This window comes from Micromonospora sp. NPDC048898, assembly GCF_043198035.1.
Classification (GTDB): Bacteria; Actinomycetota; Actinomycetes; order Mycobacteriales; family Micromonosporaceae; genus Micromonospora.
Map to the genome: position 1 here is coordinate 156,515 of NZ_JBICUF010000010.1, position 25,023 is coordinate 181,537.

20 protein-coding genes are annotated in these 25,023 nt (G+C 70.8%); 9 read left to right on the forward strand and 11 right to left on the reverse strand.

Features of this window, described 5'->3' with window-relative positions; translation table 11 throughout:
• The first annotated feature begins 43 nt into the window (after positions 1 to 43).
• The 5 genes from ACGFIQ_RS24365 (at position 44) to ACGFIQ_RS24385 (ending at position 6,904) form a co-directional block, all read left to right on the forward strand.
• Positions 44 to 1,348, forward strand: coding sequence for an ABC transporter substrate-binding protein (locus ACGFIQ_RS24365; RefSeq protein WP_393247190.1), 1,305 nt, complete (start codon positions 44 to 46; stop codon positions 1,346 to 1,348).
• A 67-nt stretch (positions 1,349 to 1,415) separates the two neighbouring features.
• Complete coding sequence (locus tag ACGFIQ_RS24370) at positions 1,416 to 2,384, forward strand: carbohydrate ABC transporter permease (protein WP_393247192.1); 969 nt, start codon at positions 1,416 to 1,418, stop codon at positions 2,382 to 2,384.
• A 1-nt stretch (position 2,385) separates the two neighbouring features.
• Complete coding sequence (locus ACGFIQ_RS24375; protein ID WP_393247194.1) at positions 2,386 to 3,270, forward strand: carbohydrate ABC transporter permease; 885 nt, start codon at positions 2,386 to 2,388, stop codon at positions 3,268 to 3,270.
• Positions 3,267 to 5,498: an alpha-xylosidase gene (gene yicI / locus ACGFIQ_RS24380; protein WP_393247196.1), complete on the forward strand. Its 2,232-nt coding sequence runs from the start codon at positions 3,267 to 3,269 to the stop codon at positions 5,496 to 5,498. Before ACGFIQ_RS24375 ends, yicI begins: the two co-directional genes overlap by 4 nt.
• A complete protein-coding gene (locus ACGFIQ_RS24385) occupies positions 5,495 to 6,904 on the forward strand; it encodes a GH1 family beta-glucosidase (RefSeq protein WP_393247198.1) in 1,410 nt (469 codons plus the stop codon). The genes yicI and ACGFIQ_RS24385 overlap by 4 nt, the downstream gene beginning before the upstream one ends.
• 222 nt (positions 6,905 to 7,126) lie before the next feature.
• Here the strand turns inward: ACGFIQ_RS24385 and ACGFIQ_RS24390 are convergent, their stop codons facing one another.
• From ACGFIQ_RS24390 to ACGFIQ_RS24400, 3 genes are all read right to left on the reverse strand, one after another.
• Positions 7,127 to 8,515 carry a collagen-binding domain-containing protein gene (locus ACGFIQ_RS24390; RefSeq protein ID WP_393247200.1) on the reverse strand — a complete coding sequence of 463 codons (1,389 nt, stop codon included), beginning with the start codon at positions 8,513 to 8,515 and terminating at the stop codon, positions 7,127 to 7,129.
• A 157-nt stretch (positions 8,516 to 8,672) separates the two neighbouring features.
• Positions 8,673 to 9,266 carry an NTP transferase domain-containing protein gene (locus ACGFIQ_RS24395; protein ID WP_393247202.1) on the reverse strand — a complete coding sequence of 198 codons (594 nt, stop codon included), beginning with the start codon at positions 9,264 to 9,266 and terminating at the stop codon, positions 8,673 to 8,675.
• Positions 9,267 to 9,424: 158 nt separating this feature from the next.
• A complete protein-coding gene (locus ACGFIQ_RS24400) occupies positions 9,425 to 10,237 on the reverse strand; it encodes an NAD(P)H-binding protein (RefSeq protein WP_393247204.1) in 813 nt (270 codons plus the stop codon).
• Positions 10,238 to 10,316: 79 nt separating this feature from the next.
• Here ACGFIQ_RS24400 and ACGFIQ_RS24405 point away from each other — a divergent pair, with 79 nt between their 5' ends.
• A complete protein-coding gene (locus ACGFIQ_RS24405; protein WP_393247206.1) occupies positions 10,317 to 10,730 on the forward strand; it encodes a winged helix-turn-helix transcriptional regulator in 414 nt (137 codons plus the stop codon).
• Positions 10,731 to 10,760: 30 nt separating this feature from the next.
• Here the strand turns inward: ACGFIQ_RS24405 and ACGFIQ_RS24410 are convergent, their stop codons facing one another.
• Complete coding sequence (locus ACGFIQ_RS24410; RefSeq protein ID WP_393247386.1) at positions 10,761 to 12,470, reverse strand: bifunctional 3'-5' exonuclease/DNA polymerase; 1,710 nt, start codon at positions 12,468 to 12,470, stop codon at positions 10,761 to 10,763.
• Between the two features lie 120 nt (positions 12,471 to 12,590).
• Here ACGFIQ_RS24410 and ACGFIQ_RS24415 point away from each other — a divergent pair, with 120 nt between their 5' ends.
• Positions 12,591 to 14,318 carry an ABC transporter ATP-binding protein gene (locus ACGFIQ_RS24415; protein ID WP_393247388.1) on the forward strand — a complete coding sequence of 576 codons (1,728 nt, stop codon included), beginning with the start codon at positions 12,591 to 12,593 and terminating at the stop codon, positions 14,316 to 14,318.
• A 50-nt stretch (positions 14,319 to 14,368) separates the two neighbouring features.
• Positions 14,369 to 16,066 carry an ABC transporter ATP-binding protein gene (locus ACGFIQ_RS24420; protein WP_393247390.1) on the forward strand — a complete coding sequence of 566 codons (1,698 nt, stop codon included), beginning with the start codon at positions 14,369 to 14,371 and terminating at the stop codon, positions 16,064 to 16,066.
• Positions 16,067 to 16,070: 4 nt separating this feature from the next.
• On the opposite strand, the gene ACGFIQ_RS24425 is transcribed toward ACGFIQ_RS24420, so the two are convergent.
• The 5 genes from ACGFIQ_RS24425 to ACGFIQ_RS24445 are packed head-to-tail and all read right to left on the reverse strand — an operon-like array spanning position 16,071 to position 21,084.
• Positions 16,071 to 16,997 (reverse strand): carbohydrate ABC transporter permease, encoded by a 927-nt coding sequence (locus tag ACGFIQ_RS24425; RefSeq protein ID WP_393247208.1) that lies wholly within the window; start codon positions 16,995 to 16,997, stop codon positions 16,071 to 16,073.
• A complete protein-coding gene (locus tag ACGFIQ_RS24430; protein ID WP_393247210.1) occupies positions 16,997 to 17,905 on the reverse strand; it encodes a carbohydrate ABC transporter permease in 909 nt (302 codons plus the stop codon). Before ACGFIQ_RS24430 ends, ACGFIQ_RS24425 begins: the two co-directional genes overlap by 1 nt.
• Before the next feature lie 16 nt (positions 17,906 to 17,921).
• Positions 17,922 to 19,358 (reverse strand): N-acetylglucosamine/diacetylchitobiose ABC transporter substrate-binding protein, encoded by a 1,437-nt coding sequence (ngcE, locus tag ACGFIQ_RS24435; RefSeq protein WP_393247212.1) that lies wholly within the window; start codon positions 19,356 to 19,358, stop codon positions 17,922 to 17,924.
• A 26-nt stretch (positions 19,359 to 19,384) separates the two neighbouring features.
• A complete protein-coding gene (locus ACGFIQ_RS24440) occupies positions 19,385 to 20,134 on the reverse strand; it encodes a sugar isomerase domain-containing protein (RefSeq protein WP_393247214.1) in 750 nt (249 codons plus the stop codon).
• Positions 20,131 to 21,084, reverse strand: coding sequence for a MurR/RpiR family transcriptional regulator (locus ACGFIQ_RS24445; RefSeq protein ID WP_393247217.1), 954 nt, complete (start codon positions 21,082 to 21,084; stop codon positions 20,131 to 20,133). Before ACGFIQ_RS24445 ends, ACGFIQ_RS24440 begins: the two co-directional genes overlap by 4 nt.
• A 207-nt stretch (positions 21,085 to 21,291) precedes the next feature.
• Between ACGFIQ_RS24445 and ACGFIQ_RS24450 the strand changes: the two genes are divergently transcribed.
• A complete protein-coding gene (locus ACGFIQ_RS24450) occupies positions 21,292 to 22,278 on the forward strand; it encodes an N-acetylglucosamine kinase (RefSeq protein ID WP_393247219.1) in 987 nt (328 codons plus the stop codon).
• A gap of 941 nt (positions 22,279 to 23,219) precedes the next feature.
• On the opposite strand, the gene ACGFIQ_RS24455 is transcribed toward ACGFIQ_RS24450, so the two are convergent.
• Both ACGFIQ_RS24455 and ACGFIQ_RS24460 read right to left on the reverse strand, forming a co-directional pair.
• Positions 23,220 to 24,068, reverse strand: a complete 849-nt coding sequence (locus tag ACGFIQ_RS24455; protein WP_393247221.1) for a hypothetical protein — start codon at positions 24,066 to 24,068, stop codon at positions 23,220 to 23,222.
• A gap of 56 nt (positions 24,069 to 24,124) precedes the next feature.
• The gene (locus ACGFIQ_RS24460; protein ID WP_393247223.1) at positions 24,125 to 24,994 is read right to left on the reverse strand and encodes a hypothetical protein; all 870 of its coding nucleotides are present in this window, start codon (positions 24,992 to 24,994) and stop codon (positions 24,125 to 24,127) included.
• Between the last annotated feature and the right edge of the window lie 29 nt (positions 24,995 to 25,023).

Consider the following 25,023-nt stretch of genomic DNA (forward strand, 5'->3'; position numbering starts at 1 on the left):
GGCCCCGTGCAGTACCGCTAGATACTCAACGAGGAGGATTGTAATGCAGCGATTCCGCCGGATCGTCGCCGCGCTCGCCCTGGCGGCGACCGCGACGACCACCGTGGCCGCCTGCGGCGGTGGCGACAACGGGGACGACAGCGACGCCAAGGTTCTCAAGCTCTGGCACTACGAGAGTGAGAACAGCGCGATGGGGGTCGGCTGGAACCGGGCCATCGAGATCTTCAAGAACGAGCACCCGGGCGTCGAGGTGCGCTTCGAGCGCAAGGCGTTCGAGCAGATCCAGCAGAACGCCGGCATGATCATCAACTCGTCCGAGGGCCCGGACATCATGGAGTACAACAAGGGCAACGCGACCGCCGGTCTGCTCTCCACCCAGGGCCTGCTCTCCGACCTGAGCGCCGAGGCCGACAAGCGCGGCTGGGCCGGCAAGCTCAGCCCCAGCCTGCAGACCACCGCCCGCTACAGCGACAAGGGTGTGATGGGCTCGGGCAAGTGGTTCGGCGTGCCGAACTACGGCGAGTACGTCACGGTCTACTACAACAAGGACCTGTTCCAGCGCAACGGCGTCAAGGTGCCGACCAGCATGGCCGAGATGACCGCCGCGATGGACACCTTCGTCGGCAAGGGTGTCACCCCGCTGGGCATGGCCGGCGCCGAGTACCCGGCCGGGCAGCTCTTCTACCAGCTCGCCCTCTCCAAGGGCGACCGGCAGTTCGTCGACAACTACCAGCTCTACAAGAACCCTGTCGACTTCAAGGCCGACCCCCTCAAGTACGGCGCGGACACCTTCGCCGAGTGGGTGCGCAAGGGCTACGTCGCCAAGAACTCGGCAAGCCTCAAGGCCGAGGACATGGGCACCGCCTTCATCGGTGGCAAGGTTCCGATGATCGTCTCGGGTAGCTGGTGGTACGGCCGGTTCAAGACCGAGATGAAGGCCAACTGGGACACCTTCCTCTTCCCCGGCAACACCCTGCAGGCCGGCTCCTCCGGCAACCTCTGGGTCGTCCCGGAGAACAGCAAGGCCAAGAGCCTGGCGTACGACTTCATCGACATCACCCTGCGTCCGGAGATCCAGGACCTGATCGGCAACAACGGTGGTGTTCCGATCGCCGCCGACGCGTCGAAGATCAGCGACCCGAAGGACCGCAAGCTGATCGAGGACTTCAACACGGTCAGCAAGTCCGACGGGCTCGCCTTCTACCCGGACTGGCCGGTCCCCGGCTACTACGACGTGCTGGTCTCCGGCTTCCAGGGCCTGATCAACGGCTCCAAGTCCCCCGACCAGGTTCTCGACGCGATCGCCAAGCCGTACGCCGACGGCGTCAAGGAGATCACCGGCAAGTGACACGGCGAGCGGCGGGCACGACCGGCACGACCGGCGTGCCCGCCCGCTCCACCGGGAAGGATCTTCCATGGCAGTCTCCGAGACCGTCGCCGCCACACCATCGGCCGCGACGCCCACCCCGCCCGCGCCCAGCCGCAGACGCCGCGGCCGCAACGCGGCGTACTGGCTCTACCTGCTCCCCGGAGCGGTGCTCTTCCTCCTGGTGATCGGCGCACCCCTGGTCGGCACCCTCTACCTGTCGTTGACCAAGTGGTCCGGCATCGGTGACCCCAGGTGGGTCGGCCTGGACAACTACCAGCAGTTGATGCAGGACGACGTGTTCTGGGCGTCGTTCCGCAACACCGTCTGGATGATCGTCGCGATGGTGGTGGTGCCCACCCTGCTCGGGCTGTTGCTCGCCGCGGTGCTCTTCGACGTGATCGGCCGGCGGTTCAAGCCTCGCACCGCCGCCGCGCTGCGGGCGGCGTTCTACCTCCCGCAGGTGCTGCCCGTCGTGGTGGCCGGCATCGTCTGGGGCTGGATCCTGCGCCCCGACGGCGCGTTCAACAGCCTGCTCGACGCGGTCGGTCTGGGCGCGCTGCGCCACGACTGGCTCGGCGACCCGGGCACCGCCCTGCCGGCCGTGATGGCGGTGATGATCTGGGTGCAGATCGGCTACCCCGTGGTCGTCTTCATGGCGGCGCTGCAGCGGGTCGATCCGGAGCTGTACGAGGCGGCCGAGGTCGACGGCGCGAACTGGATCCACCGGTTCCGCGCGATCACCCTCCCGCAGATCCGGCCGGAAACCTTCGTGGTGGCCCTGACCTGCACCATCGCCGCGCTGAAGGTGTTCGGGCCGATCTTCGCCCTGACCCGGGGCGGCCCGGACAACGCCACGAACGTGCCGAGCTACTTCGCGTACTACACGTTCTTCAAGAAGTTGCAGGTCGGCTACGGCTCCGCGATCTCCACGGTGCTTACCCTGATCATCGTTCTGGTGGCCGTGGTCTTCATCTGGATGCAGGCGCGCAGCGAGCGCCGGGACCGGGGGAACTGAGATGGCCGTCATCACTCCGACCGCGGCCCCGGTGACGCCACGCCGGCCCGTGCCCGATCGGCACCACCGCGGCGTCAGCCGCTGGATCGTGCTCACCCTGGTCGTCCTCGGTGCGCTGGTCATGCTCGTGCCGTTCGCGTTCATGCTGCTCAACGCGTTCAAGTCGCCCGGTGACTACTCGTCGAGTGGCCCGTTGAGCTGGCCGAGCGAGTTCTACACCAAGGGTCTGCGCACGTACTGGACCGAGGTGAACTTCCCGCTCAAGCTCTGGAACTCGGCGCTCATCGCCGGCTCCGTGGCCGTGCTCGGCGTCGCCGTGTCACTGCTCAACGCGTACGCTCTGGGCATCGGCCGGGTCCGTGGCCGGCTCTGGATCGTCGGGTTGTTCCTGCTGGCCAACATGCTGCCGCAGGAGGCACTGATCTACCCGCTGTACTACGCGGCGAAGCAGATCGGCCTCTACAACACCCAACTCTCGGTGATCATCATCTTCACCGTCATCCAGAGCGCGTTCGGCACCTACCTGCTCGCCTCGGTGCTGGGGACGTTCCCGCGTTCGCTGCTGGAGGCCGCCGCGCTCGACGGCGCCGGCAAGTGGACGGTGCTGTGGCGGGTGGTCTTCCCCAACCTGCGGCCCACCCTCTCGGTGCTGCTCATCTTCTTCTTCATCTGGACGTGGAACGAGTTCCTCATCCCGCTGGTCATGCTGATCGACAACCAGACGCAGACGATCCCGGTCGCGCTCGCGTCGTTGCAGGGTGACCGGCTGATGGACGCTCCGACCACCAACGCCGGCGCCCTGATCAGCCTGGTGCCGGCAATCCTCTTCTTCCTCATCTTCCAGCGCACCCTGGCGCGCGGCATCACGGCAGGAGCCGAGAAGTGAAGTTCACCGACGGGTACTGGCAACTACGCCCCGGTGTCAGTGTCCTGCGTCCCAGCGTCGTGGAGTCGGTCGAGCCGGACGACCGCGGCTTCACCGTCTTCGCGCCGACCGCCCCGATCACCGGTCGCGGCGACACCCTGAACCGTGCCCTGGTCACCGTCCGGTTCTTCTCCCCCGCCTCCGGCGTCATCGGCGTGACCATCGCCCACCACACCGGCGGGCTGCCCCGCGAGCCGCACTTCGGGCTGAGCACCGACGAGACGCACCCGGTCACCGTCGACGTCACCGGGATCAGCGCGACGCTGACCACCGGTGAGTTGACCGCGCGGGTCGCGCTCGTCGACGGGTGGCGGGTCGAGTTCCAGCACGGCGACCGGCTGGTCACCGCGTCCACCGGGCGCAGCATCGGCGTCGTCACCGACGCCGAGGGCCGCCGGCACGTGCACGAGCGGCTCGCGCTCGGTGTCGGCGAGACGGTGTACGGGTTGGGCGAGCGCTTCGGCCCGTTCGTCAAGAACGGGCAGACCGTCGACATCTGGAACGCCGACGGTGGCACCGCCAGCGAGCAGGCGTACAAGAACGTGCCGTTCTACCTCAGCAGCGCCGGCTACGGGGTGTTCGTCGACCACCCGGAGCACGTGTCGTTCGAGGTCGGCTCCGAGGTCGTCGCGCAGACCCAGTTCAGCGTCGAGGGGCACTCGCTCACGTACTACGTCATCGACGGGCCCGACCCGAAGGACGTGCTGCGCCGCTACACCGCCCTCACCGGCCGGCCGGCCCGCATCCCCGCCTGGTCGTACGGGCTGTGGCTGTCCACCTCGTTCACCACCTCGTACGACGAGAAGACGGTGACCGAGTTCGTCGACGGGATGGCCGAGCGTGGGCTGCCGCTGTCGGTGTTCCACTTCGACTGCTTCTGGATGCGCCAGTTCCACTGGGTCGACTTCGTCTGGGACCCGGCGACCTTCCCCGACCCGGAGGGGATGCTGCGCCGGTTGCACGAGCGGGACCTGAAGGTGTGCGTCTGGATCAACCCGTACATCGCGCAGCGCTCGTACCTGTTCGAGGAGGGCCGCGAGGCCGGCTACCTGGTCCGCAACCCGGACGGGTCGGTCTGGCAGTGGGACAGGTGGCAGGCCGGCATGGCGCTCGTCGACTTCACCAACCCGGATGCGGTGCGCTGGTTCACCGGCAAGCTCAGGGCGCTGCTGGACATGGGTGTCGACTGCTTCAAGACCGACTTCGGTGAGCGCATCCCGACCGACGTCGTGTGGCACGACGGCTCGGACCCGCAGCGGATGCACAACTACTACTCCTACCTCTACAACAAGGCGGTCTTCGAGCTGTTGGAGGCCGAACGCGGCAAGGGCGAGGCGGTGCTGTTCGCCCGCTCGGCCACCGCTGGCGGGCAGCAGTTCCCGGTGCACTGGGGCGGCGACTGCGAGTCGACGTTCGTCGCGATGGCCGAGTCGCTGCGCGGCGGGTTGTCGCTGGCCGCGTCCGGCTTCGGCTACTGGAGCCACGACATCGGCGGCTTCGAGGGCACCCCCGATCCGGCCGTGTTCAAGCGGTGGGTCGCGTTCGGGCTGCTCTCCTCGCACTCGCGGCTGCACGGCTCCGGCTCGTACCGGGTGCCGTGGGCGTTCGACGACGAGGCCGTGGACGTGCTGCGGCACTTCACGCGGCTCAAGCTCCGCCTGATGCCGTACCTCGCGGCCGCCGCCCAGGAGGCGCACCGCGACGGTACGCCGGTGATGCGCCCGATGTTCCTGGAGTTCCCGGACGACCCGGCCACGGCGCACCTGGACCGCCAGTACATGCTCGGCCCGGACGTGCTGGTCGCGCCGGTGTTCAGCGCCGACGGCGACGTCACCTACTACGTGCCCGCCGGCACCTGGACGCACCTGGTCAGCGGCGCGCAGGTCACCGGCCCGGCGTGGGTCACCGAGAAGCACGCGTTCGACAGCCTGCCGGTGCTGGCCCGGCCCGGCGCGGTCATCCCGTTCGGCTCCCGCACCGACCGACCGGACTACGAGTGGGCCGACGATGTGCGGCTGCGGCTGTACGCACCGGCCGAGGGGCAGCGGACCCGGGTCCGGGTACCGTCACCCGGGGACGGGCCGGGCGCCGAGTTCGACGTGCGCTACGAGGGTGGGACGGCCAGTGCGGAACTGGTCGTCGGTGCCTCGACGGGCTACAGCTGCGAGATCCAGGGGACGGAACGATGACGCGACACCACTTCCCGGAGAGCTTCGTCTGGGGGTCGGCGACGGCGGCGTACCAGATCGAGGGTGCGGCCACCGAGGACGGCCGCGGACCGTCCATCTGGGACACCTACAGTCACACGCCCGGTCGGACGCTCAACGGCGACACCGGTGACGTGGCCGCCGACCACTACCACCGGTGGGCCGACGACCTGGGGCACATCGCCGACCTGGGGCTCAGCGCGTACCGGTTCTCCATCGCCTGGCCGCGGGTGCAGCCGGGCGGCTCGGGCCGCTTCAACCAGGCCGGCGTCGACTTCTACTCGCGGCTGGTGGACGGTCTGCTGGACCGGGGCATCCGTCCGGTGGCGACCATGTACCACTGGGACCTGCCGCAGGAGTTGGAGGACGCCGGCGGCTGGGCGGCACGGGAGACCGCGCTGCGTTTCCAGGAGTACGCGGCCGGCATCGTCGGTGCGCTGGGCGACCGGGTGCACACCTGGACGACGCTCAACGAGCCGTGGTGCTCGGCGTACCTGGGCTACGCCTCCGGCGTGCACGCACCGGGTCGGACCGAGCCGGCGGCGGCGCTGGCCGCGGTGCACCACCTCAACCTCGCGCACGGGCTGGCCGGTCGGGTGGTACGGGAGTTGGCGCCGGCCGCCGAGTTGTCGGTGACGCTCAACCTGCACGTCATCCGAGGCGCCTCCGACTCGGCGGCCGACGCCGACGCGGTGCGGCGGATCGACGCCCTGGCCAACCGGGCGTTCCTCGGGCCGATGCTGGACGGCGAATACCCGGCCGACCTGCTGGCCGACACCGCGTCGGTCACCGACTGGTCGTTCATCCGTGCGGGCGACGAGAAGCTGATCGCGGTGCCGTTGGACGTGCTGGGGGTCAACTACTACTCCAGCACCCTGGTCCGGGCCTGGGACGGGGTGTCGGCCCGCTCCGACGCCGACGGGCACGGTGCGTCGACGTCGACGCCGTGGGTCGCCGCCGACAACGTCGACTTCCTGCCGCAGCCCGGCCCGTACACGGCGATGGGGTGGAACATCGACCCGCCGGCCCTGACCGAGCTGCTGCTGCGCCTGCACCGGGAATACCCCAGCCAGCCGATGATGATCACGGAGAACGGCGCGGCGTTCGACGACGTGGTCTCGGCCGACGGCCGGATCCACGACGACCGGCGGATCGACTACCTGCGCCGGCACATCGGCGCGATGGCCGACGCCCGCGCGCAGGGTGCCGACGTCCGTGGCTACTTCGTCTGGTCGCTGCTGGACAACTTCGAGTGGGGCTACGGCTACGACCGCCGCTTCGGGATCATCCGCGTCGACTACGACACCCAGGTCCGCACCTGGAAGGACAGCGCGCACTGGTACCAGCGGCTGGCCGCCACCGGCGAGCTGGACTCGGCGCAGGACTGAGGTCTGCCACGCCCGCTCCGATCACCACCGGTCGGGCGGCCATGCCCTGACGAGCGTGATGCCGGTGAGTCATCTTGATGACTCACCGGCATCACACGTTCTGGGCTGCGCGACGCGACGCCTCCCGCGGCTCGCGATTGACGACGTGCGCCACTGCCTCTCCGGTGCCTGACCTGGCGTCGGTGGGTCCAGGACCCTGTCCTGGACCCACCATCGCCGGTGTCAGTTCTCGTTACGTCGCAGTCTCAGTCGGGCCAGCAGTAGCAGGGCCACACCGAGGCCGATTCCGGCGCTCCCTATCCCCAGCATCGGCCAGGTCGAGGTGCCGGTGACCGGCAACGGGTGCTTGGTCGGGTAGCCCGTCGGGCTCACCGGCGGCTGGGTCGTCGGTGCGGAGGTCGGCCCGGTCGGTGTCGGCGTCGGCCCGGTCGGTGTGGGTGTCGGCCCCGTCGGTGTCGGTGTCGGTGTCGTCGGGGTCGGGGTCGGTGTCGTCGGTGTCGTCGGTGTCGGGGTTGGTGTCGTCGATGTGGGTGTCGGCGTCGGTTGGGAGCAGTTCAGCAACGTCGAGAACGGGAAGTCGTGGATCTCCCCGCCGTCGTGCGTCAGCGTCCGGCTGATGACGCTTCCCTCGATGTTGCCGTTCGTCGCGGCATTCAGGGCGGCGTTGGGCGCGTAGATCGTGCCCTCCAGCGTCGCGCTGTCGTCGGTGAGCGTGATCGAGGTGGCGGTCGGGAGGTTGAACAGGATGTACCTGGCCTGTTCTCCGCCGATTCCGGCGAAGTTCGGCACCCGCCAGACGAACGCGTCAGAGACGTCGCTGGTGTCCACGTTGACCAGCAGTGGCGTGTCGGCGGTGGGCTGGTCGGCGAAGGTGAGCACCGAGATGTTGGCAAGATCGCTGGCCGACAGATTGAGCACGTTCGTGACACCCGGGGCGAGGTTGACCACCGCGTTGCTGCCCGGGGGAACGGGCCGGGGCAACGGCGCACCCTCCGGGGTGGTCAGCACGACGTTCTGCTGACAGGTGGCCAGGCTGGTGGCGGTCGCGCGGAAACCCTCGAAGGCGCTGTCGAAATCCAGCGGCGAGGAGGGCCCGACACTCGCCACGGGTTGCCGGGTCACGAGCTCGACCCGGGGTGATGCCTCGTAGTCGTCCACCGGCAGGACCCGGGTGTTGACCTGGGCGCCGTTGTTGTCGGTGTCGCGGACGAAGGTGCCGGTCAGGTCGCCGACCTTCACGTAGCCGCTTCCCAACACCTGCAACCGCGACCCGGGGACACTGGCGGCGAAGTCGACCCGGCCACCCACCAGCAGGGCCGTCGGATTACTGTCCGGCGGCACCACAAAAGACCCGGCGCTGCTCCCGGCGACCTGATAGTTGCCGAAGCTGAGGTTGCCCCCGACCGCGATGGTCCCCTCGTTCTCGGCACCGATCAGCCGCGCGTCTCCGGCGGTCATGACCAGGAAGCCCTGCGTGCCGGCCACCGGATCGACGGCTAGCCGGGGCTGGGCCTCGGAGGTGGTCGCCAGCATCGCCAGTACGACGGCAGTCGCCCCTCCCACCAGGGGCAGAAGCAGGCGTCGAGTGCCCACCCCGGTCTTCGTTCTCATCTGCACTGTCTCGGCAAAGGTCACGAACCGGTAACGAGCCCCCTCATGGCAAGGGACGCCCGGTCCACGAAATCACCCAAAAGGTGATGCATCGCCTAAATCACCCACACGGGTGGGATTCCGGGGAGCAACCGTCCGCGTCACCCGGCAGCCACCCTCAGACCCCGACCCGCTGCGGCGGGACGGTCAGGCCGTAGAGCGCCATCAGCTCCGGGGTGTCGACGCGGCTGCCGTCGGCCACCGAGTCGCAGGCGATGTCGACGATCTGGTCCTTGTGCGCCAGCAGGTACGGTCGGGCACCCACGTCGGCGCTGGCCAGGGTGGCGATGCCGGGCCAGTGCCGGCGGCCGAACAGCATCGGGTAGCCGCGCAGCCCGTCGTAGGTGGCGCAGACCAGCACATCGGGGTACGGCAGTGCGGCCACCCGGCGGACCGCGACGGCGGTCAGCCCCGGCATGTCGACCGGGACCACCACCACCGCCTCGATCCCCTCGTCGTCCAGGGCGGCAAGACCGGCCCGGATGGACGAGCCGACCCCGGTGCCCCACGCCTTGTTGATGACGACCGTGGCCCGGCCCAGGTCGGCGGTTTCCCGGACCTGCTCGGCGGCGGCACCCAGCACGACCACGATGCGCGCGCAGCCCGCCTCCGTCATCGTGTCGATCATCTGGTTGACCAGTGGCTTCTCGCCCTGGTGCAGCAGCGCCTCGGGACCACCGATCCGTCGTCCCCCGCCTGCGGCGATGATCATTCCTGCGATCCCGTTCAGCTGCGCCCCCTCCAGCGTGGGACCGACCGTGACCGATCCGCCCCTCCTACGGACACTGCAACGAGGACGGCCAGCCGAGAGTAGCGGGGCGAAAAGGAGAAAAAGTGCAATCGTTATACACCGCTCCACTGATTCGACGATCAGGCCGACAAACGTGCGGCGGCGAGCGCGACCGGCATCGCGTCCCGCGGGTGCCGACCCAGCAACCCGGCGAGGTCCGCGTGCCCGCCAGCGAGGAAACCGGCCGCCGTCGCCGAGTAGATCGACATCAGCATGGCTGGCTGGAAGGGCAGCAGGCTCAGATCGTCCAGGGCGCGCCGCTGCGCACCCAGCGACACCGGGCGATAGGGCACCTCCAGCGCCTCGGCAAGAGCGGCCGCCGTCAGCGCGACCGGGCCGGTCAGCTCGTACACCCGGCCACGGTGCACGGTCGGGTCGTGGGCCACCCGCACGGCGGCGTCGGCGAGATCCTGCCGGCTCACCGCAGCCAACCCTCCCGTCCCGAACGGAGCCGTCACCACACCGCCGACCGGCGCCCCCAACTGACCGAACAACTCGGCGTAGATCCCGTTGCGCAAGATGGTCCACCCCAGGGCGCTCTCCTGAAGGCGGCGCTCGGTCCACCGGTGCGCCAGCGCGAACGCCAGGTGGTCACCACCGCCGGCCAGGCTCGTGTAGACGACATGTTCCACCCCGTACCGCTCGGCGGCCGCGATGACCCGGCCGTGGCGGGCGATGACGACGTCGTCCTCGCCGTAGCCGGCGGAGACCAGCACCAGCACGCTAACCCCCGCCAGGTCCGGGCCCGCCGGGTCGTCGAAGTCCATGGCGCGACCAGAGTCGCCGTACGGGGCGGGACTCCGAGTGCCAGCCAACGGCGACATTCCCCGGGCGAACAGCCCGGCGTGGATGAGTGAACCCAGGTGCCCGGAGGCACCGGTGACCAGCAGCATGGGGATCCTTCCAGTGGTACTGATCAGGAACTAACTTCATCGTTGGGAACCGCCGGACCGGACACAAGGAGGCACTTCCGTGTCAGTAGGCCACACCGTGGTAACCGCCGCCCTCGAACCCTGCGGGCTGCCCGAGCACCCGGACTGCGGGATCCGCGACGTGCTCGACCGCATCGGCGACAAGTGGTCGGTGCTGGCGATCGTCGAGCTGTCCGTCGGCACCAGGCGTTTCCGCGAGCTGCAACGCGCCATCCACGGCATCTCGCAGCGGATGCTCACCCTCACCCTGCGCCGCCTGGAACGGGACGGCCTGGTGCTGCGGACGGTCTTCCCGACCGTCCCGGCGACGGTGACCTACGAGCTGACCGACCGCGGCCGAAGCCTTACCCACCTGGTCCGGCAGTTGACCGACTGGTCACTGGCGCACAAGGACGCGATTGCCGAATCCCGCCAGGCGTGGGACGCGGCGAACCCGGGGTCGGCCGTCTCCTGACCCGATCGGCCGCCGGGCGGGCCACCCGGGTCAGGCCGCGTCGGCGTAGCAATCCACGATGGACAGGTCGAGCGGAAACCGGACCGGCGTGGCACCGAAGAGCAGCGTGGAGGCCCGCTCGCCGCACCGGGTGACGGCCGCGGCGACCGCATCCGCCTGCGCGGCCGGCGCGTGCACGACCACCTCGTCGTGCTGGAAGAAGACCAACTCCGCGTCGGTGTCGGCCAACTCCGTGCGCAGCGTGGCAAGCAACGTGGAGGCCCACTCGGCGGCGGTGGCCTGGATGACGAAGTTACGTGTGAAACGACCCCTCGACCGCGCGGCCCGCGCCCGGGGGCCCTGCGGATCGGCCGCCGCGTCCGGGTCGGGGGGCGCGTCGTCCGGATCGCCGAACCCCACCGAACCGGGCGGGCACGTCCGCCCCAGCCACGACCGCACCAGCCCACCCGCCTCGCCGGTGCGCGCCGCCGCCTCGACGAAGGCGAACGCCGTCGGGTAGCTGCGCTTCAGCACCGCCAAGGCGGGCACCGCCGCGCCGCCGGTCTGCCCGTACATCGCGCCGAGCAGCGCCACCTTGGCCTTGGCCCGGTCGCCGCCGAACGAGTCGCGGGCCAGCGCGGCGTAGAGGTCACCGGCCCCGCCCGCCGCCGCCAGCCGGGCGTCGCCGGAGACCGCCGCCAGCACCCGTGGCTCCAACTGGCCGGCGTCGGCGACCACCAACCGCCAGCCCGGATCGGCCACCACCGCCCGGCGGATCACCTTCGGGATCTGCAACGCGCCACCACCCCGGGTCGCCCAGCGGCCGGAGACGACCCCGGCGGGCACGTACTCCGGTCGGAACCGCCCGTCGCGCACCCACTGCTCGAGCCAGGACCAGCCGTGCGCCGTCCAGATCCGGTAGAGCTCCTTGTATTCCAACAGCAGCGGCACCGCCGGATGGTCGACCCCACGCAGCACCCAGGCCCGGGTGTTGGGCAGCTCCACCCCGACCCGGGCGAACGCCTTCAGCAGCTCCGCCGGGGAGTCGGCGTGCAGGCGGCGTACGCCGAACGCGTCGGCCATCCGTGCGGCCAGCTCGGCGAGTCGGCGTGGCGGGCCACCGACCGGGGACGCCTCGCCGAGCAGCTCGTGCAGGATCTCGTCGTGCACGTCGGCACGCCACGGCAACCCGGCGGCACCCATCTCCACCGCGATCAGCGCGCCGGCCGACTCGGCGGCCACCAGCAACCGGAACCGGCCCGGGTGCTCGGTCGCGGCGATGCGGGCGAGCTGGTCGGCGTACACCTGGATCAGTGCGTCGATGCCCGGCCCCGACGGGCCGGGCAGCGTGTCGAAGAGCGCGCCCTGGCCGTGCCCGGGAGGCGCGGCGGCGCGCGGCGGTGGGTCGGGCGGCACCGACGCACCCGTCAACCGGGCCCAGGCCGCGGCCAGCGCGCGGGGCTCGCCCCAGCGGCCCGCCTGGCCGAGCAGCAACGCCTCGGTCAACTCCACGTCGTGGCACCTGTCGACCCGGACGCCGGCACGCAGCAGCGGCGGGTAGACGGAGGTGGCGGCGGACCAGACCCAGCGCGGATGCTCGGCGGCCTCGCGGGCGGCGACCGCGGCGACCAGGTCGACGACGGGCTCGGTCGGACCGACCGGCCGGCCGGCCGAGTCCAGTGGGCAGAGAACTCCCCCACCTCGCTCGTCGGACACCACCGCCACCAGCACGAACGTGATTCTGCCTCTCCCGTGCGACAGAACCGGAGGCGGACCTCACCGGCGTCGGCGCCCTCCGGTGTCGGGGACGGTCGGTAGCGTGGTCGGGTGCCCCCACAGATCCCGCATTCCGATCCCGGCACTCCCGACACCCGGGGTCCGATGCGATACCTGTGGTGGCTGGTCCGCTGCCAACCCTGGCGGGTGCTGCGCGGCAGCCTGATCGGCACGGCCTGGATGGTCGGGCTCTCCGCCCGGCCCTACCTGATCTACCGCGCCGTCGACGACGGGCTGCGCACCGGAGACACGCGCGCCCTGGTCTTCTGGGTCGCGGCGATCGTCGTCGCGGGGGTGGCCCTGTCCTACCTCGGCATCATGCGGCACCGCACGATGACCTTCATCCGGGAGGACGCCAAGGCCCGCTCGGCGGAGGTGCTGCTGCGCCACCTGTCCCGCATCGGCGCGGTGCTGCCGCGCCGGGTCGGCGCGGGTGAGGTGTCCACCATCGGCGGCTCCGACATCGACTGGACCGCGCAGGTGCTGACGCTGACCGGGCCGGGCGTCGGCGCGGTCGTCGCGTACGCGATCATCGCCGTGGTGCTCTGGTCGATCTCCCCGCTGCTGGCGCTCTGCGTGCTGGTGGGAGTGCCGGCGGTCGGCCTGGTCGTCGGGCCCCTGCTGCGCCGCCTGGAGCGGGTCGAGTCGGTCTACCGCCGGCATCAGGGCGCGCTCACCGCCCGCTCCGGCGACATCGTGGCGGGGCTGCGGGTGCTCGCCGGGGTGGGCGGCCGGGACCTGTTCGCCCGGCGGTACGCGGCCAGGTCCCAGGAGCTGCGCGCGGAGGGCTACCGGGTCGGCGCGGTCTACAGCTGGATCGACGCGGCGACGGTCGCCATCCCCGGGTTGTTCCTGGCGGCGGTGGTGTGGCTGACGGCTCGGATGGCGGTGACCGGTGCCGTCACGATCGGCGAGCTGGTGGCCGTCTACGGCTACGTGGCGACCCTGATCGTGCCGGTGTGGTTCCTGCTGGAGGGCAGTCACCAACTGATCCGGGGGCGGGTCGCTGCCCGGCGGATCGCCGACCTGCTCAACGTGGCCCCGGACGAGGTCGGTGGCCCGGGTCGCCGGTGGTCGGGCGCGGTGCCCGACGCACGCCGGCCGGGTGCCCTGGCCGCACCGGCCGGCCCCGCCGACCTGCACGACCCCCAGAGCGGTCTGACCGTGCCCGCCGGCCGGCTGACCGGGGTGGCCGCCGACGACCCGGCGGTGGCCGTGGCGCTGGCCGACCGGCTCGGCCGGTACGTCGTCAGCGACACCACCTGGGGCGGTGTGCCGTTGACCGCTGTCGCCCTGGACGAGGTCCGGTCCCGGATCGTGGTCGCCGACCACGACTCGTACCTCTTCGCCGGGACACTGCGCGACGTGCTGCGCCCCGGGGCCGACGACGACCGGATCCGGGCGGCTCTGCGGGCCGCCTCGGCGGACGACATCGTCGACGCCCTGCCCGCCGGGCTGGACACCCCGCTGGACGCGCGCGCCCGGACGCTCTCCGGCGGTCAACGCCAACGGGTCCGCCTGGCCCGGGCGCTCCTCGCCGAGCCGGAGGTGCTGATCCTCGTCGACCCGACCTCGGCGGTGGACGCGCACACCGAGGCGCGGATCGCCGAACGGTTGCGTGCCGCGCGGGCCGGCCGGACGACCGTCGTGATCGCCACGTCGCCGCTGCTGCTCGGCCGCGCCGACGTGGTCGCGTTCCTGAGCGCCGGCCGGATCACCGCCACCGGCAGCCACGCCGACCTGCTCGACGCCGACGCCGACTACCGGCGCCTGGTGGCCCGGGGCAGTGCCGATCTCGACCAGCCCACCGACACCGAGGAGGTCTACCGGTGAACCGGCTGCCGGTGGCCGACCGCCGCACCGTCCGCCGCGCCCTGCGCGACATGATCGGTCGGCATCGCCGCGCGGTCGGTGTCGTGCTGGCGCTGCACTGCGCCGCCGCGGTCGCCGGCCTCGCCCCGCCGTGGCTGCTGGGCACCATCGTCGACCGGGTCACCGCCGGTGCCGGCGTGGCCACCGTGGACCGGCTGGCGCTGGCCATCGCCGGCTGCGTCCTGGTCAGCGCGCTGCTCTCCCGCTACGCCCAGTACGCCGGCCACCGCTTCGGTGAACGGGCCGTCGCCGAGCTGCGCGAGGAGTTCGTCTCCCGCACCCTCGGCCTGCCGGTGTCGGTCGTCGAGCGCGCCGGCTCCGGCGACCTGGCCACCCGCAGCTCGGTCGACGTGGCGACGGTCGGCACCACCGTGCGCAACGTGGTGCCCACCATCGTCATCGCGTCCGTGCAGTTGACGTTGCTGTTCGGGGCGATCTTCCTGCTGCATCCGCTGCTCGGCCTGGCCGCGCTGGGCGGGCTCCCGTCGATCGTGGCGACCACCAGGTGGTACCTGCGGCGCGCCAGTCCCGCGTACCTCACCGAGGGTGCGGCGGCGGCCGAGTTGACCGAGACGCTCACCACCACCGCCGAGGGCACCCGCACGGTGGAGGCACTGCGGCTGAGCGACGACCGGGTCCGGCACGGCACCAGCCGGATCGCCCGGGTGTGGCAGGCCCGCCGGGCGACCCTGGCGCTGCGTACGGTGTACTTCTCGGTCGTCGAGGCCAGCTATCCGCTGCCGATCGCCCTGGTCCTGCTCGTCGGCGGTTACCTGCTCTCCCGGGAGGTGGTCTCGCTCGGCGCGGTGGTCGCCGCCGCGCTCTACCTGCAACAGGCGATCGACCCGATGGACCGGCTGTTGCAGTGGACCGAGCAGGCGCAGCGCGGCTTCGCGTCGTACGCCCGGGTGCTCGGCGTCGGCATGGTCCCGCCGGAGGCGCCCGGTCGGGCGGCCACCTCGCGGGGCGAGCGGGTCGTCGTCCGCGGGGCGCGGTTCTCCTACTCCGGTGGGCCGGACGTGCTGCACGGCATCGACCTGGAGGTGCAGCCGGGTGAGCGGCTGGCCGTCGTCGGTCCGTCCGGTGCCGGCAAGTCCACCCTGGCCCGGCTGCTGGCCGGGATCGACGCGCCACGCCACGGCGTGGTCAGCATCGGTGGCTGCCCGGTCACCGACCTCGACCCCGCCGAGCGTCGGCGGCGGATCGCCCTGGTCACGCAGGAGCACCACGTCTTCATCGGCTCGGTGCGCGACAACCTCTCCTTCGCCGCGCCGGACGCGTCGGACGAGCAGATGCACGCCGCGTTGGTCACCGTGGGTGCCGACTGGTTTGCGGAGCTGCCCGACGGACTGGACACCGAGCTCGGCGACGGGGCCCGGCAGCTCGGCGCGGCCGAGGCACAGCAGCTCGCGCTGGCCCGACTGGTGCTCGCCGACCCGCACACGCTGATCCTCGACGAGGCGACCGCCGCGCTCGACCCGAGCACCGCCCGCCGTACCGAACGGGCGCTGGCCGCCGTGCTGGTCGGGCGGACGGTCATCGCGATCGCGCACCGGCTCAACACCGCGCACGACGCCGACCGGGTCGCCGTGCTGGCCGACGGCCGGATCACCGAGATCGGCAGCCACGACGACCTGGTGGCCGCCGACGGGGCGTACGCCGCGCTGTGGCACTCGTGGCACAGCCAGGCCGACGAGCGCCCGAGGTGACCTGCTACTTGACGGCGCCGGAGGTGAGGCCGGCCTGGATCTGGCGTTGGAAGACCGCGTACACGATGATCATCGGGAGGATGGCGAGGGTCAGCGCGGCGAACAACCCGGACCAGTCCGCCTCGTAGCCGGCGTTCACCGAGATCTCCGCGATGCCCTGGGTGAGCACCCACTTGTCCTTGTCGGACAGCAGCACCAGGGGCAACTGGTACTGCGCCCACTGACCGATGATGTTGAAGATCGCCACGCTGATCAGGCCCGGCTTCGCCATCGGCATCATCACCTGGAAGAACAGCCGGGTGTGCCCACAGCCGTCGATCATGCCCGCCTCGGCGACCGACGTCGGCAGCGTCTTGAAGAACGCGGCCAGGAAGAACACCGTGAACGGCAACGAGTACGCGGTGTAGACCAGCACCACCCCGAGGTGGCTGTCCAACAGGTGCAGCTGTTTCACCACGAAGAAGAGCGGCACCAGGGCCAGGAAGACCGGGAAGGCCAGCCCGGAGACGAACAGGTAGTAGACCGCCCGGTTGCCCCAGAACCGGTAGCGGGCCAGCACGTACGCGGCCATCGAGCCGAGCAGCATGGTGAGGAACGTGCCGCCACCGACCACGATGACGCTGTTGAGGAAGTACCGGCCGACGTTCGCCTTGGTCCAGGCCCGGCCGAAGTTCTCCCAGCGCAGCTCCGCCGGGAGCGTCCACGGGCTGCTGAAGATCTCGCTGGTGTTCTTGAACGCGGCGAGGAAGGTCCAGAGGATCGGCACGATCACGATCACCGCCCACACGGCGAGCGCGATGTGCCCCAGGCCCGCGAAGAGCCGCACCTCCGAGCGGGGGCTCCGGCCTCCCCGCCCACCGGTGGCCTTCGGGTCGCCGGTCTTCGGCGGTAGCGCCGCCGGTGTCGGCGGCAGCGTCGACTGCGGGTTCATCAGTACTCCACGCTTTCCCGCTTGGTGAGCCGCAGCGTCAGCGCCGCGAACGTGATGGTGAGGAAGAACAGCGCCACGCCCATCGCCGAGGCGTAGCCGTACTTCGAGTAGACGAACGCGTTGCGGTAGATCTCCATCGCCAGGACGGTGGTGGCGCCGTCCGGGCCGCCACCGTCCACCGAGAGCACCGCCACGATGGCGAACGCGTCGAACGCGGCGATGCCGAGGTACACCCAGGCCACCTGGAGGGTGTCCCAGAGCAGCGGCAGGGTGACCCGGAAGAACAGCGTCACCCGGCTCGCCCCGTCCATCTCGGCGGCCTCGTAGATCTCACCCGGAATGGAGGCCATCCCGGCCGAGAACAGCACCACGTAGAAGCCGACCGCCTGCCAGACCAGCACCGCGATGATCGACCAGAGGGCCAGGCTCGGCTTGACCAGGAAGAACACCGGGTCCAGGCCGAACTTCATCAACACGCCGTTGATCAGGCCGGACTCGTTCGGCCGGTACACCATCTGGAACAGCACCGCGATGATGGCCACCGCCAGGACCTGGGGGAAGAAGAACACCACCCGGTAGAACTTCGCCCCCCAGACTCCCTGACGTTGGCCGCCACTGCTCTTGCCACCCACGTTGAGCAGGAAGGCGAAGAACAGCGCGATCGCGATGGTGATCAGCGGCAGGGCAAGCAGCAGTACGCCGTGGTGCTGGACCGCCTTCCAGAAGGTGCCGTCGTCGAGCAACCTCCGGTAGTTGTCGAAGCCCACCCACTGCGGGGCCGACAGCCCCCGCCAGTTGGTCATCGAGATCTGGAAGGCCTGCGCGTACGGCCAGATCACGAAGGTCACGTACAGCGTGACCGGGAGAAAGAGGAACCCGATCACGAATGGGTACTTGCCGTGCCGCATGACCCCTACGCTCCGATCAGCGCTTGAACTTGGTGACGGAGGAATCCTTCTTGATGGCGTCGGCGCGCTTCTGGATCCGCTCCACGAAGGCGTCGGCGTTGATCCGGCCGAACATCAGCTCGTTGGTGGCGGCCCGCGCCTCCGTGTCGAGCTCCTTGTACCAGCCGTCGAAGTACAGGTTGAACACGTCCTGGCCGGCGGCCTTGAGCGCGGCCTGCGAGCTGGCCACACCGGGCGGGAAGGCGAAGCCCTCCGAGCCGGCGGTGACCACGGTCGGGGCCTTGACCACCTCGGTGAAGCCCTTCGCGCCCGCCTTGGACAGCATCTGACGCATGTACTCCAGGCCGCCCCTGGGGTTCTTGCTCTTCGCCGAGACGAAGTAGCCCTCACCCGCGGTGGCCCGCAGTGCGGTCGCCGGCAGCTTGTCCGACGCGGTCAGGCTCGGCACCGGCATGAGCTGGTACTCGAAGCCGGCCGGGGTGTCCTGCTTCTGCTCGCCCTCCAGCCAGTCACCGCTGGGGTACAGGGCAACCTTGTTCTGGTTCTGGCGCAGCTGCACGTCGGTGTGCTTGAGACCCTCGAAGCTCTTGTCGCTGAACTTCGCCCCGACCTCGGCCCACGCCGTGGCGGCCTGCTTGATCGCGTCCTGCTTCCAGGCGCCGTCCTCCAGGTTGTCGATGTTCTTCAGTACATCGGTGCCGCCGATCTTGGCAGCCTGGGTGAGGATGACGTTCCACTGGTAGTAGGCCGCGTTCGCCCCGGCGTAGCCGTACGGGGTGATGCCCTTGGCCTTGATCTTGGTGAGCAGGGCGATGAAGTCGTCCCAGGTCTTCGCCGGCGCCCAGCCGTTGTCCTTGAACAGCTTGCCCGAGTACCAGATGCCGAAGACGGTGGAGACGTAGTACAGGACGTACGGCTTGCCGTTGAACGAGCCCGCCTCGATGGTGCCCGGCACGACCGTGTCGCGGACCTTCTTGGCCGGGTCGTCGACCGACGGGGCGTCCCACAGCTCGGTGAGGTCCTGGAGCTGGCCGTCGGCGACGAGCGCACCGAAGTCCATCAGCTTCTCGCCGGAGTTGTTCACGAACTCCGGCGGGTTGCCGGACGCGAACCGGGGCTGGAGCACCGTGGAGATGGCCTGCGTGGCCTGGTGCTTGACCTCCGCCTTGGGGAACGCGGTCTTGTAGAGCGGCTCGTGCACGTCGGTGGCGTACTTCTCGCCGTAACCACCGTTGAAGATGATCACCTCGATCGCGGCGTCCTCCTTGACGCCGAACGGGTTCTTCTCGCTCTTGGTGCCACCGGCGACCTGCTCGGTCTCCTTGTCGCCGCCGCTCGTCGCGCAGGCGCTGAGCAGGCCGATGGCCGGAGTGGCGAGCATGCCCACGGCGGCGGCGCGACGCAGCACCGTGCGACGGTCGAGTGCGGCCGGGTGTTCGGGGGTAATCGACATCGTCGTCTCTCCTTGGGAAATTCGGGTCAGGCGGTACGCCGGAGACGCCCGGCGTACCGCGACTCGAGGGCGATGTTGTGCTCGTCCCCGCCGGGGACGTTGGCGGAGAGGTAGATAGGGGGCACCTCTCCGGCCTGGTGGAACCGTCGTACGACCTCCGCGGTCAGCAACTGCGCCAGCAGCGCCGTGGTGACCGAGGAGACCGCACAGACCGCGCCGCCGCCCTCGAGCGGCAGCAGTGCATCGCCGTACGGCGCGCCGTTGTCCAGCACGACGTCGGCGAGGTCGGCGAGCCGCTGACCGGACGGGTGCCGAGGAACGACCCGTGCCGTGTGCTCGACCGAGGTGACCGCGATCAACGGATGACCGCGCTCGGTGACCAGCGCCGCCAGCTCGACCACCGAGCCGTTGATGCCGGACTGGGACGCCACCACGAACACGTCGCGCGGCTGGGGCGCCGCGAGCGCGTAGATCTGGTGGGCGATGGAGGGGTCGCGTTCCAGCTTCGGGTCGGCGAGCACGTCACGCGGGGCGTCACCGTGCAGCACCAGGTCCCGTACCGAGAGCCGGTTGGCGGGGACCAGCCCACCGGCCCGGGCCACCAGCTCGGCGGCGAACGCCTCGGAGTGCCCGGCGCCGAACGCCTGGAGCACCCCGCCGTCGCGCAGGCTGTCGGCGATCAGGTCGGCGGCCCGGGTGATCCCGTCGGCCTCCGAGTCGAGCAGTCGGTCGAGCACCGGGCGGACGGCGTCCGCGTACCCCTGGGCACTGATCATGACAGGACCCCCTTCGCGGCCTTGTGCCCGTCGACGGCCTGCGCGGTGCGCCGGAAGGCCGCGTGGGCGCGGTCGTGCGTACGTTGGGCGACGGCGATGTAGAGCAGGTCGAGCACCACCAACTGGGGGTGTCGGGCGGAGAGCGCGTCCGGCCGGAAGGTGGTCGCCTGGCTGGCCGTGAGCAGCACGATGTCGGCAAGCTCGGCCAGCGGTGAGCGCGGGAACCCGGTGAGCGCGAGCGTGGTCGCGCCCCGGCTGCCCGCCTCGGCGAGCATCTCGATCGTCTCCCGGGTCTGCCCGGTGTGCGAGATGCCGAGCGCCACGTCCCCGGCGCGCAGCAACGCGGCGCTGGCCAGCCCCTCGTGCACGTCGTTCCACGCCCACGCGGCCACGCCGATGCGGTGCAGGCTGAACTGCATCTCCTCGCCGACGAGGGCGCTGCCGCTGGCGCCGAAGATGTTCACCCGGCTGGCCCCGGCGATCGCCACGGCCGCGCGCTCCACCTCGCCGAGGTCGAGCAGGGTGGCGGTGTCGTGCATGGCCCGGGTGTCGGCGGCCATGATCTGGTCGAGCACCCGGGCGAGCGGGTCGCTCGGCTGGATCTCGCGTCCGATGTCGACGGTCCAACCGGCGGAGCGGGCCCGACCGGTCTCGGAGGCGATGCCCAGCCGCAGGTCGGCGTACCCCTCGAAACCCATCGCCCGGCAGAAGCGGGTGATGGTCGCCGGTGAGGTGCCGCTGCGCTCGGCCAGCTCGACGATTGTGGATCGGGCAGCGGCCTCCGGGTCGCTCAGCACGTGCTCGGCGACCCGCCGCAGGGCGCCGGTCAACTCGCCGAGCCCGTTGCGGACCCGGGCCAGCACCCCGTCGGAGGCGGAGTTTCGTCGATCGATCGCGTCGGCGTCGACCACCGCGGTCCCCGCGGCGGTGTCCACCTCGTGATCAACCATCTGTCGGCTCACCTTTCCGAAAAGCTTGTTAACTGTTAGTGGTAAAAGTTCTTACTGAACGCCCCTCCGTGTCAAGACTGTGGGCGAAGTTTTCAAACTGTTACCTGGCGCACAACCCGCTGCGCCCGCCGAAACTTGCCCCGCAACACGTCGCCGACCAGCATGAACAGGCCCAATCGCCGTACCAACCAAGGAGGCCCCGTGCCGATGCCCGACACCCTCGTGATCGGTCTCGATGTCGGCGGCACGTCCACCCGGGCGACCGCCCTGACCCTCACCGGGCACCGTGTCGGCACCGGCCGGGCCGGCGGTGGCAACCCCACGAGTCACGGCGCCGAACGGGCCGCCGCCGAGCTGTTGACCGCGCTCCGCGAGGCGCTCGCCGACCTCGACCCGACACGCGTGGTCGCCGGCACCATCGGGCTGGCCGGAGCCGGCCGGCTGCTCGCCGACCCCGCCGGCCGCGCCGCCTTCGACCGGGCCTGGCACGACGCCGGCCTACGCTGCCCGTACGCGGTCCACGGCGACGCCCTGGTCGCCTACGCCTCCGGCAGCGCCGCACCGGACGGCACCGTGCTCATCGCCGGCACCGGCGCGATCACCGCACAGGTCCACGACCTGCGGCTCGACCGGATCGCCGACGGCCACGGCTGGCTCCTCGGCGACACCGGCTCGGGCTTCTGGCTCGGTCGCGAGGGGGTACGCCGACTACTCGCCGACCTGGACGTCGGACGTCCGCCCGGGGCACTGGCCACGGCGGTGCTCACCAACCTGCTGGGCAGCGCCGAGATCGCCGCCCGCCCCCGAGACACAGTCGACGCCGTCATCCAGACCGTCACCCGACGAGCACCCATCGAGCTGGCCCAACTCGCACCACTCGTCGTCACCGCCGCCGGCCAGGGCGAACCCGTCGCCGTCGCCCTGATCGGCGAGGCCGCGACCCACCTCGCCGAGAGCGTGAGCCGAATCCGCCCCGCCGACGCGGCGACACCCCTCGTGCTCGGCGGCGGACTCCTCACCGCGGACACCCCGCTGGCCACCGCCGTCCGCGCCGAGGTCGCCCGACACTGGCCGGACGCGCCCCTGCGTACCGCAGGCGACGGTGCTGCCGCCGCGGCCTGGCTCGCCGCCCGCGACCTGCCCGAGGTCACCGACCCGGCGGCCCTCCACGCCCGCCTGTTCCCCACCACCTGACCGCCGCCCCTGCCACCACGCCCGGCAAGGCGAACCCGAACCCGCGACGCCGAGAGCCCTGGGCTCCGAGACGCCGGGACGTGATCACGCTCGATCGTGGATGTCAACGCCGTTGCGTTAGGCGGAATGACTGTCCGTCAACGCGCACTGCCTCGCCGATCATGGACCGTGACGGAAGACAAAGCGCCCGCAGAACGCCAAACCAGGCACCACAACTCCATGATCGCCAAGCCCGTCTCTCGATCTTGCACTTTCTGCCCCGACATTAGGGGCATTACCACTGAAGTCGGCGACAGAAGATGCAAGATCGACGCGATTCTCCTGCTCGACGCGGTCTTGATCTACAAGCCCCGATAGTCAGCAGCGGGTTGACCCGTCGGCCACCGCCCTAACGCAACGGCGTTGTCGTGGATGTCAGCGCCGTTGCGCTAGGTGGAACGGCCGTTCGTCGACCAGCACTGCCTCGCCGATCATGGAGTTGTGGTGGGTAACAGAACGCCCGCAAAACCCCCAAAGTCGGCACCACAACTCCATGATCGCCACGCCGGGCCCAACCCGCTCCCCGATCGGGCACTTCCTGTCCCGGGTTGACCCGCCGGCTACAGCCCTAACGCAACGGCGTTGTCGTGGATGTAGTCCCCAACTCACGCCGCGAGGCCATTACATCCGGGATCGAGCACGATCAAGGCATGCGCGGTCGCCCCCGCCCTCGCCGCACTGACACCCGCCGCTCGACCACCCACGAGCGATGCTGAAGATCTGCGCGGATCTTGGGCGCGCAACGGTGCGCGGGCGGGGCGGCGCCGGCGGGGCGGGGCGGGGCGGGCGGGCGGGCGGGCGAGGCAATCGGCCGCCGTGATGGTCATTATCGGACAGGCAGTTCGCGCGCCCACCGCCGGCCGATCCGGACGGACGGCCCCGCGCCGTGTCCGGTGGGTCGCTCAGCCGGCAGCCGGCAGCGCCGCGCGACGCCGGGCCGCGCCGCTGGCGATCGCCGCGTGCAGCGCCACCGCCAGCACCGCGAAAGCCACCCAGCCGGCCGCCAGCGCGGCGGCCGTCGAGGTGTCCTGCCAGACGTGGTACGCCGCCAGGAAGCCGACAAGCGCCAGGCTGTTGCGGGCGAAGTGCCGGGTGAACGCCACCAGGTCGCGGCGGCTTTCGATGGCCACCAGCACCCCGGAGTACGGGAATGTCACCACCATCGCGCGCAGCAGTTCGCCGAGCAGCCCGGTGAGCGTCGCACCCAGCAGGATCACCAGCAGTTTGACCGCCGCCGGCAGCCGGGTTCGCGGCCCCGCCTCCCCCACCGGCAGCCCGAGCGGCGACGGCGGCCCAGCCCCGACCGGCGGCACGGCCGGCGACGGCGGCACGGTCGGCGGCACGGCCGGCGACGGCGGCACGGTCGGCGGCACGGTCGGTGCGGGGTGTTGTCGGCGCAGCAGCAGCATCGTCACCGTCCAGAGCGCCACGGTGCCGGCCAGCGCGGGCCAGAAGGGCACCGGCACGGCGAGCAGACCTGCGCTGAGCGCCACGTACCCGATGATCCCGGCGGCGTCGGCGATCAGAATCGGCCAGCGCAACCGGTGGTGCGTGACCGCCACGATGACGAAGAACAGGTTGAGGCCGAGCACCCCGAGCAGTTGCGCGCCCTGCACCCGGTGCCCGGTGCTGACCAGGGCCAGCGTCATCGGCAGCGGGAGACTGTAGACAAGTGCGCGCATCCGCACCGACCGGATCAGGCTGACCGCCCAGACCACCGCGGTCACCAGCAGTACGGCTTGCACGGTCATCGGTGGCCCGCCCTCCCGTCGCGGTCAGTCGACGTCGTCGTCAGTCGACGAAGGTCTCAGTCGAGGAAGGTCGCCGCCTCGACGCAGACCTCGAAGACGTCGGTCAGCCGGGCCAGGTCGCCGGCGTTCACCGAGAACTGGTTCTCGGTGATCTCGCCGTGCGCGCTCATCCGGCCCTCCCAGCACGCCGTGTCGTCCCACAGGGTCAGGTTGACGTGGCGCGAGGCATCGACCACGCCCCACGGCAGCAGACCCACCCGTACCCCGGCCTCATGTTGGGCCCGCACCAACGCGGTCAGCTCGTCGGTCAGGCCGGCGTGCAGGAACACCCGGGTGATCCGTACGCCCCGGGCCAACGCCTCGGTGTTCGCCGCCCAGTAGTGCCGGCCGATCTCGCCACGCCACCAGCTCAGTTCGCCGCTGGCCCTCGGCATCACGTTCGTCACCGCGTCCAGTCGCCGTACGCAGTCGCGGGTGCCGCCGAGCAGGTCCTGGCAGTCGCCGCCGGGTCGGATGATCCGCCCGACGCGCAGCTGGTCGGTGTCGGCCCGAAACCGTTCGAAGCGACGCCGGGCCTCGTCGGCGACCCGGGTGTTGGGATGCCGCTCGACCGCCTCCCGGGTGCCGGTGACCACCTCCGGCACCGCGTGCACCAGCCAGTGTGGCCCCTCCAGCAGGGTGCGTAGGTGGAAGCGGCGCTCGGCGCGGGCCAGCGAGTCGACAAGCAGCGAGATGGTGGTGCCCATCAGCCCGGCGAGCAGCGACTCCACCCCGGTCGCCGCGTTGGTCAGGTCCAACGTCACGGAGAGCGAGATCGAGATCAGGATGCCGACGAGCGCGACCGGGTCGGTGTGTGCCAGCAGCCGGACGAAGCCACCCGCGGCGGCGATCCGGCCGGCGCGGGGTCGGCGGAGCAGATCGGACATCGACGTACCTCCCGGGCACCGGCTGAGGC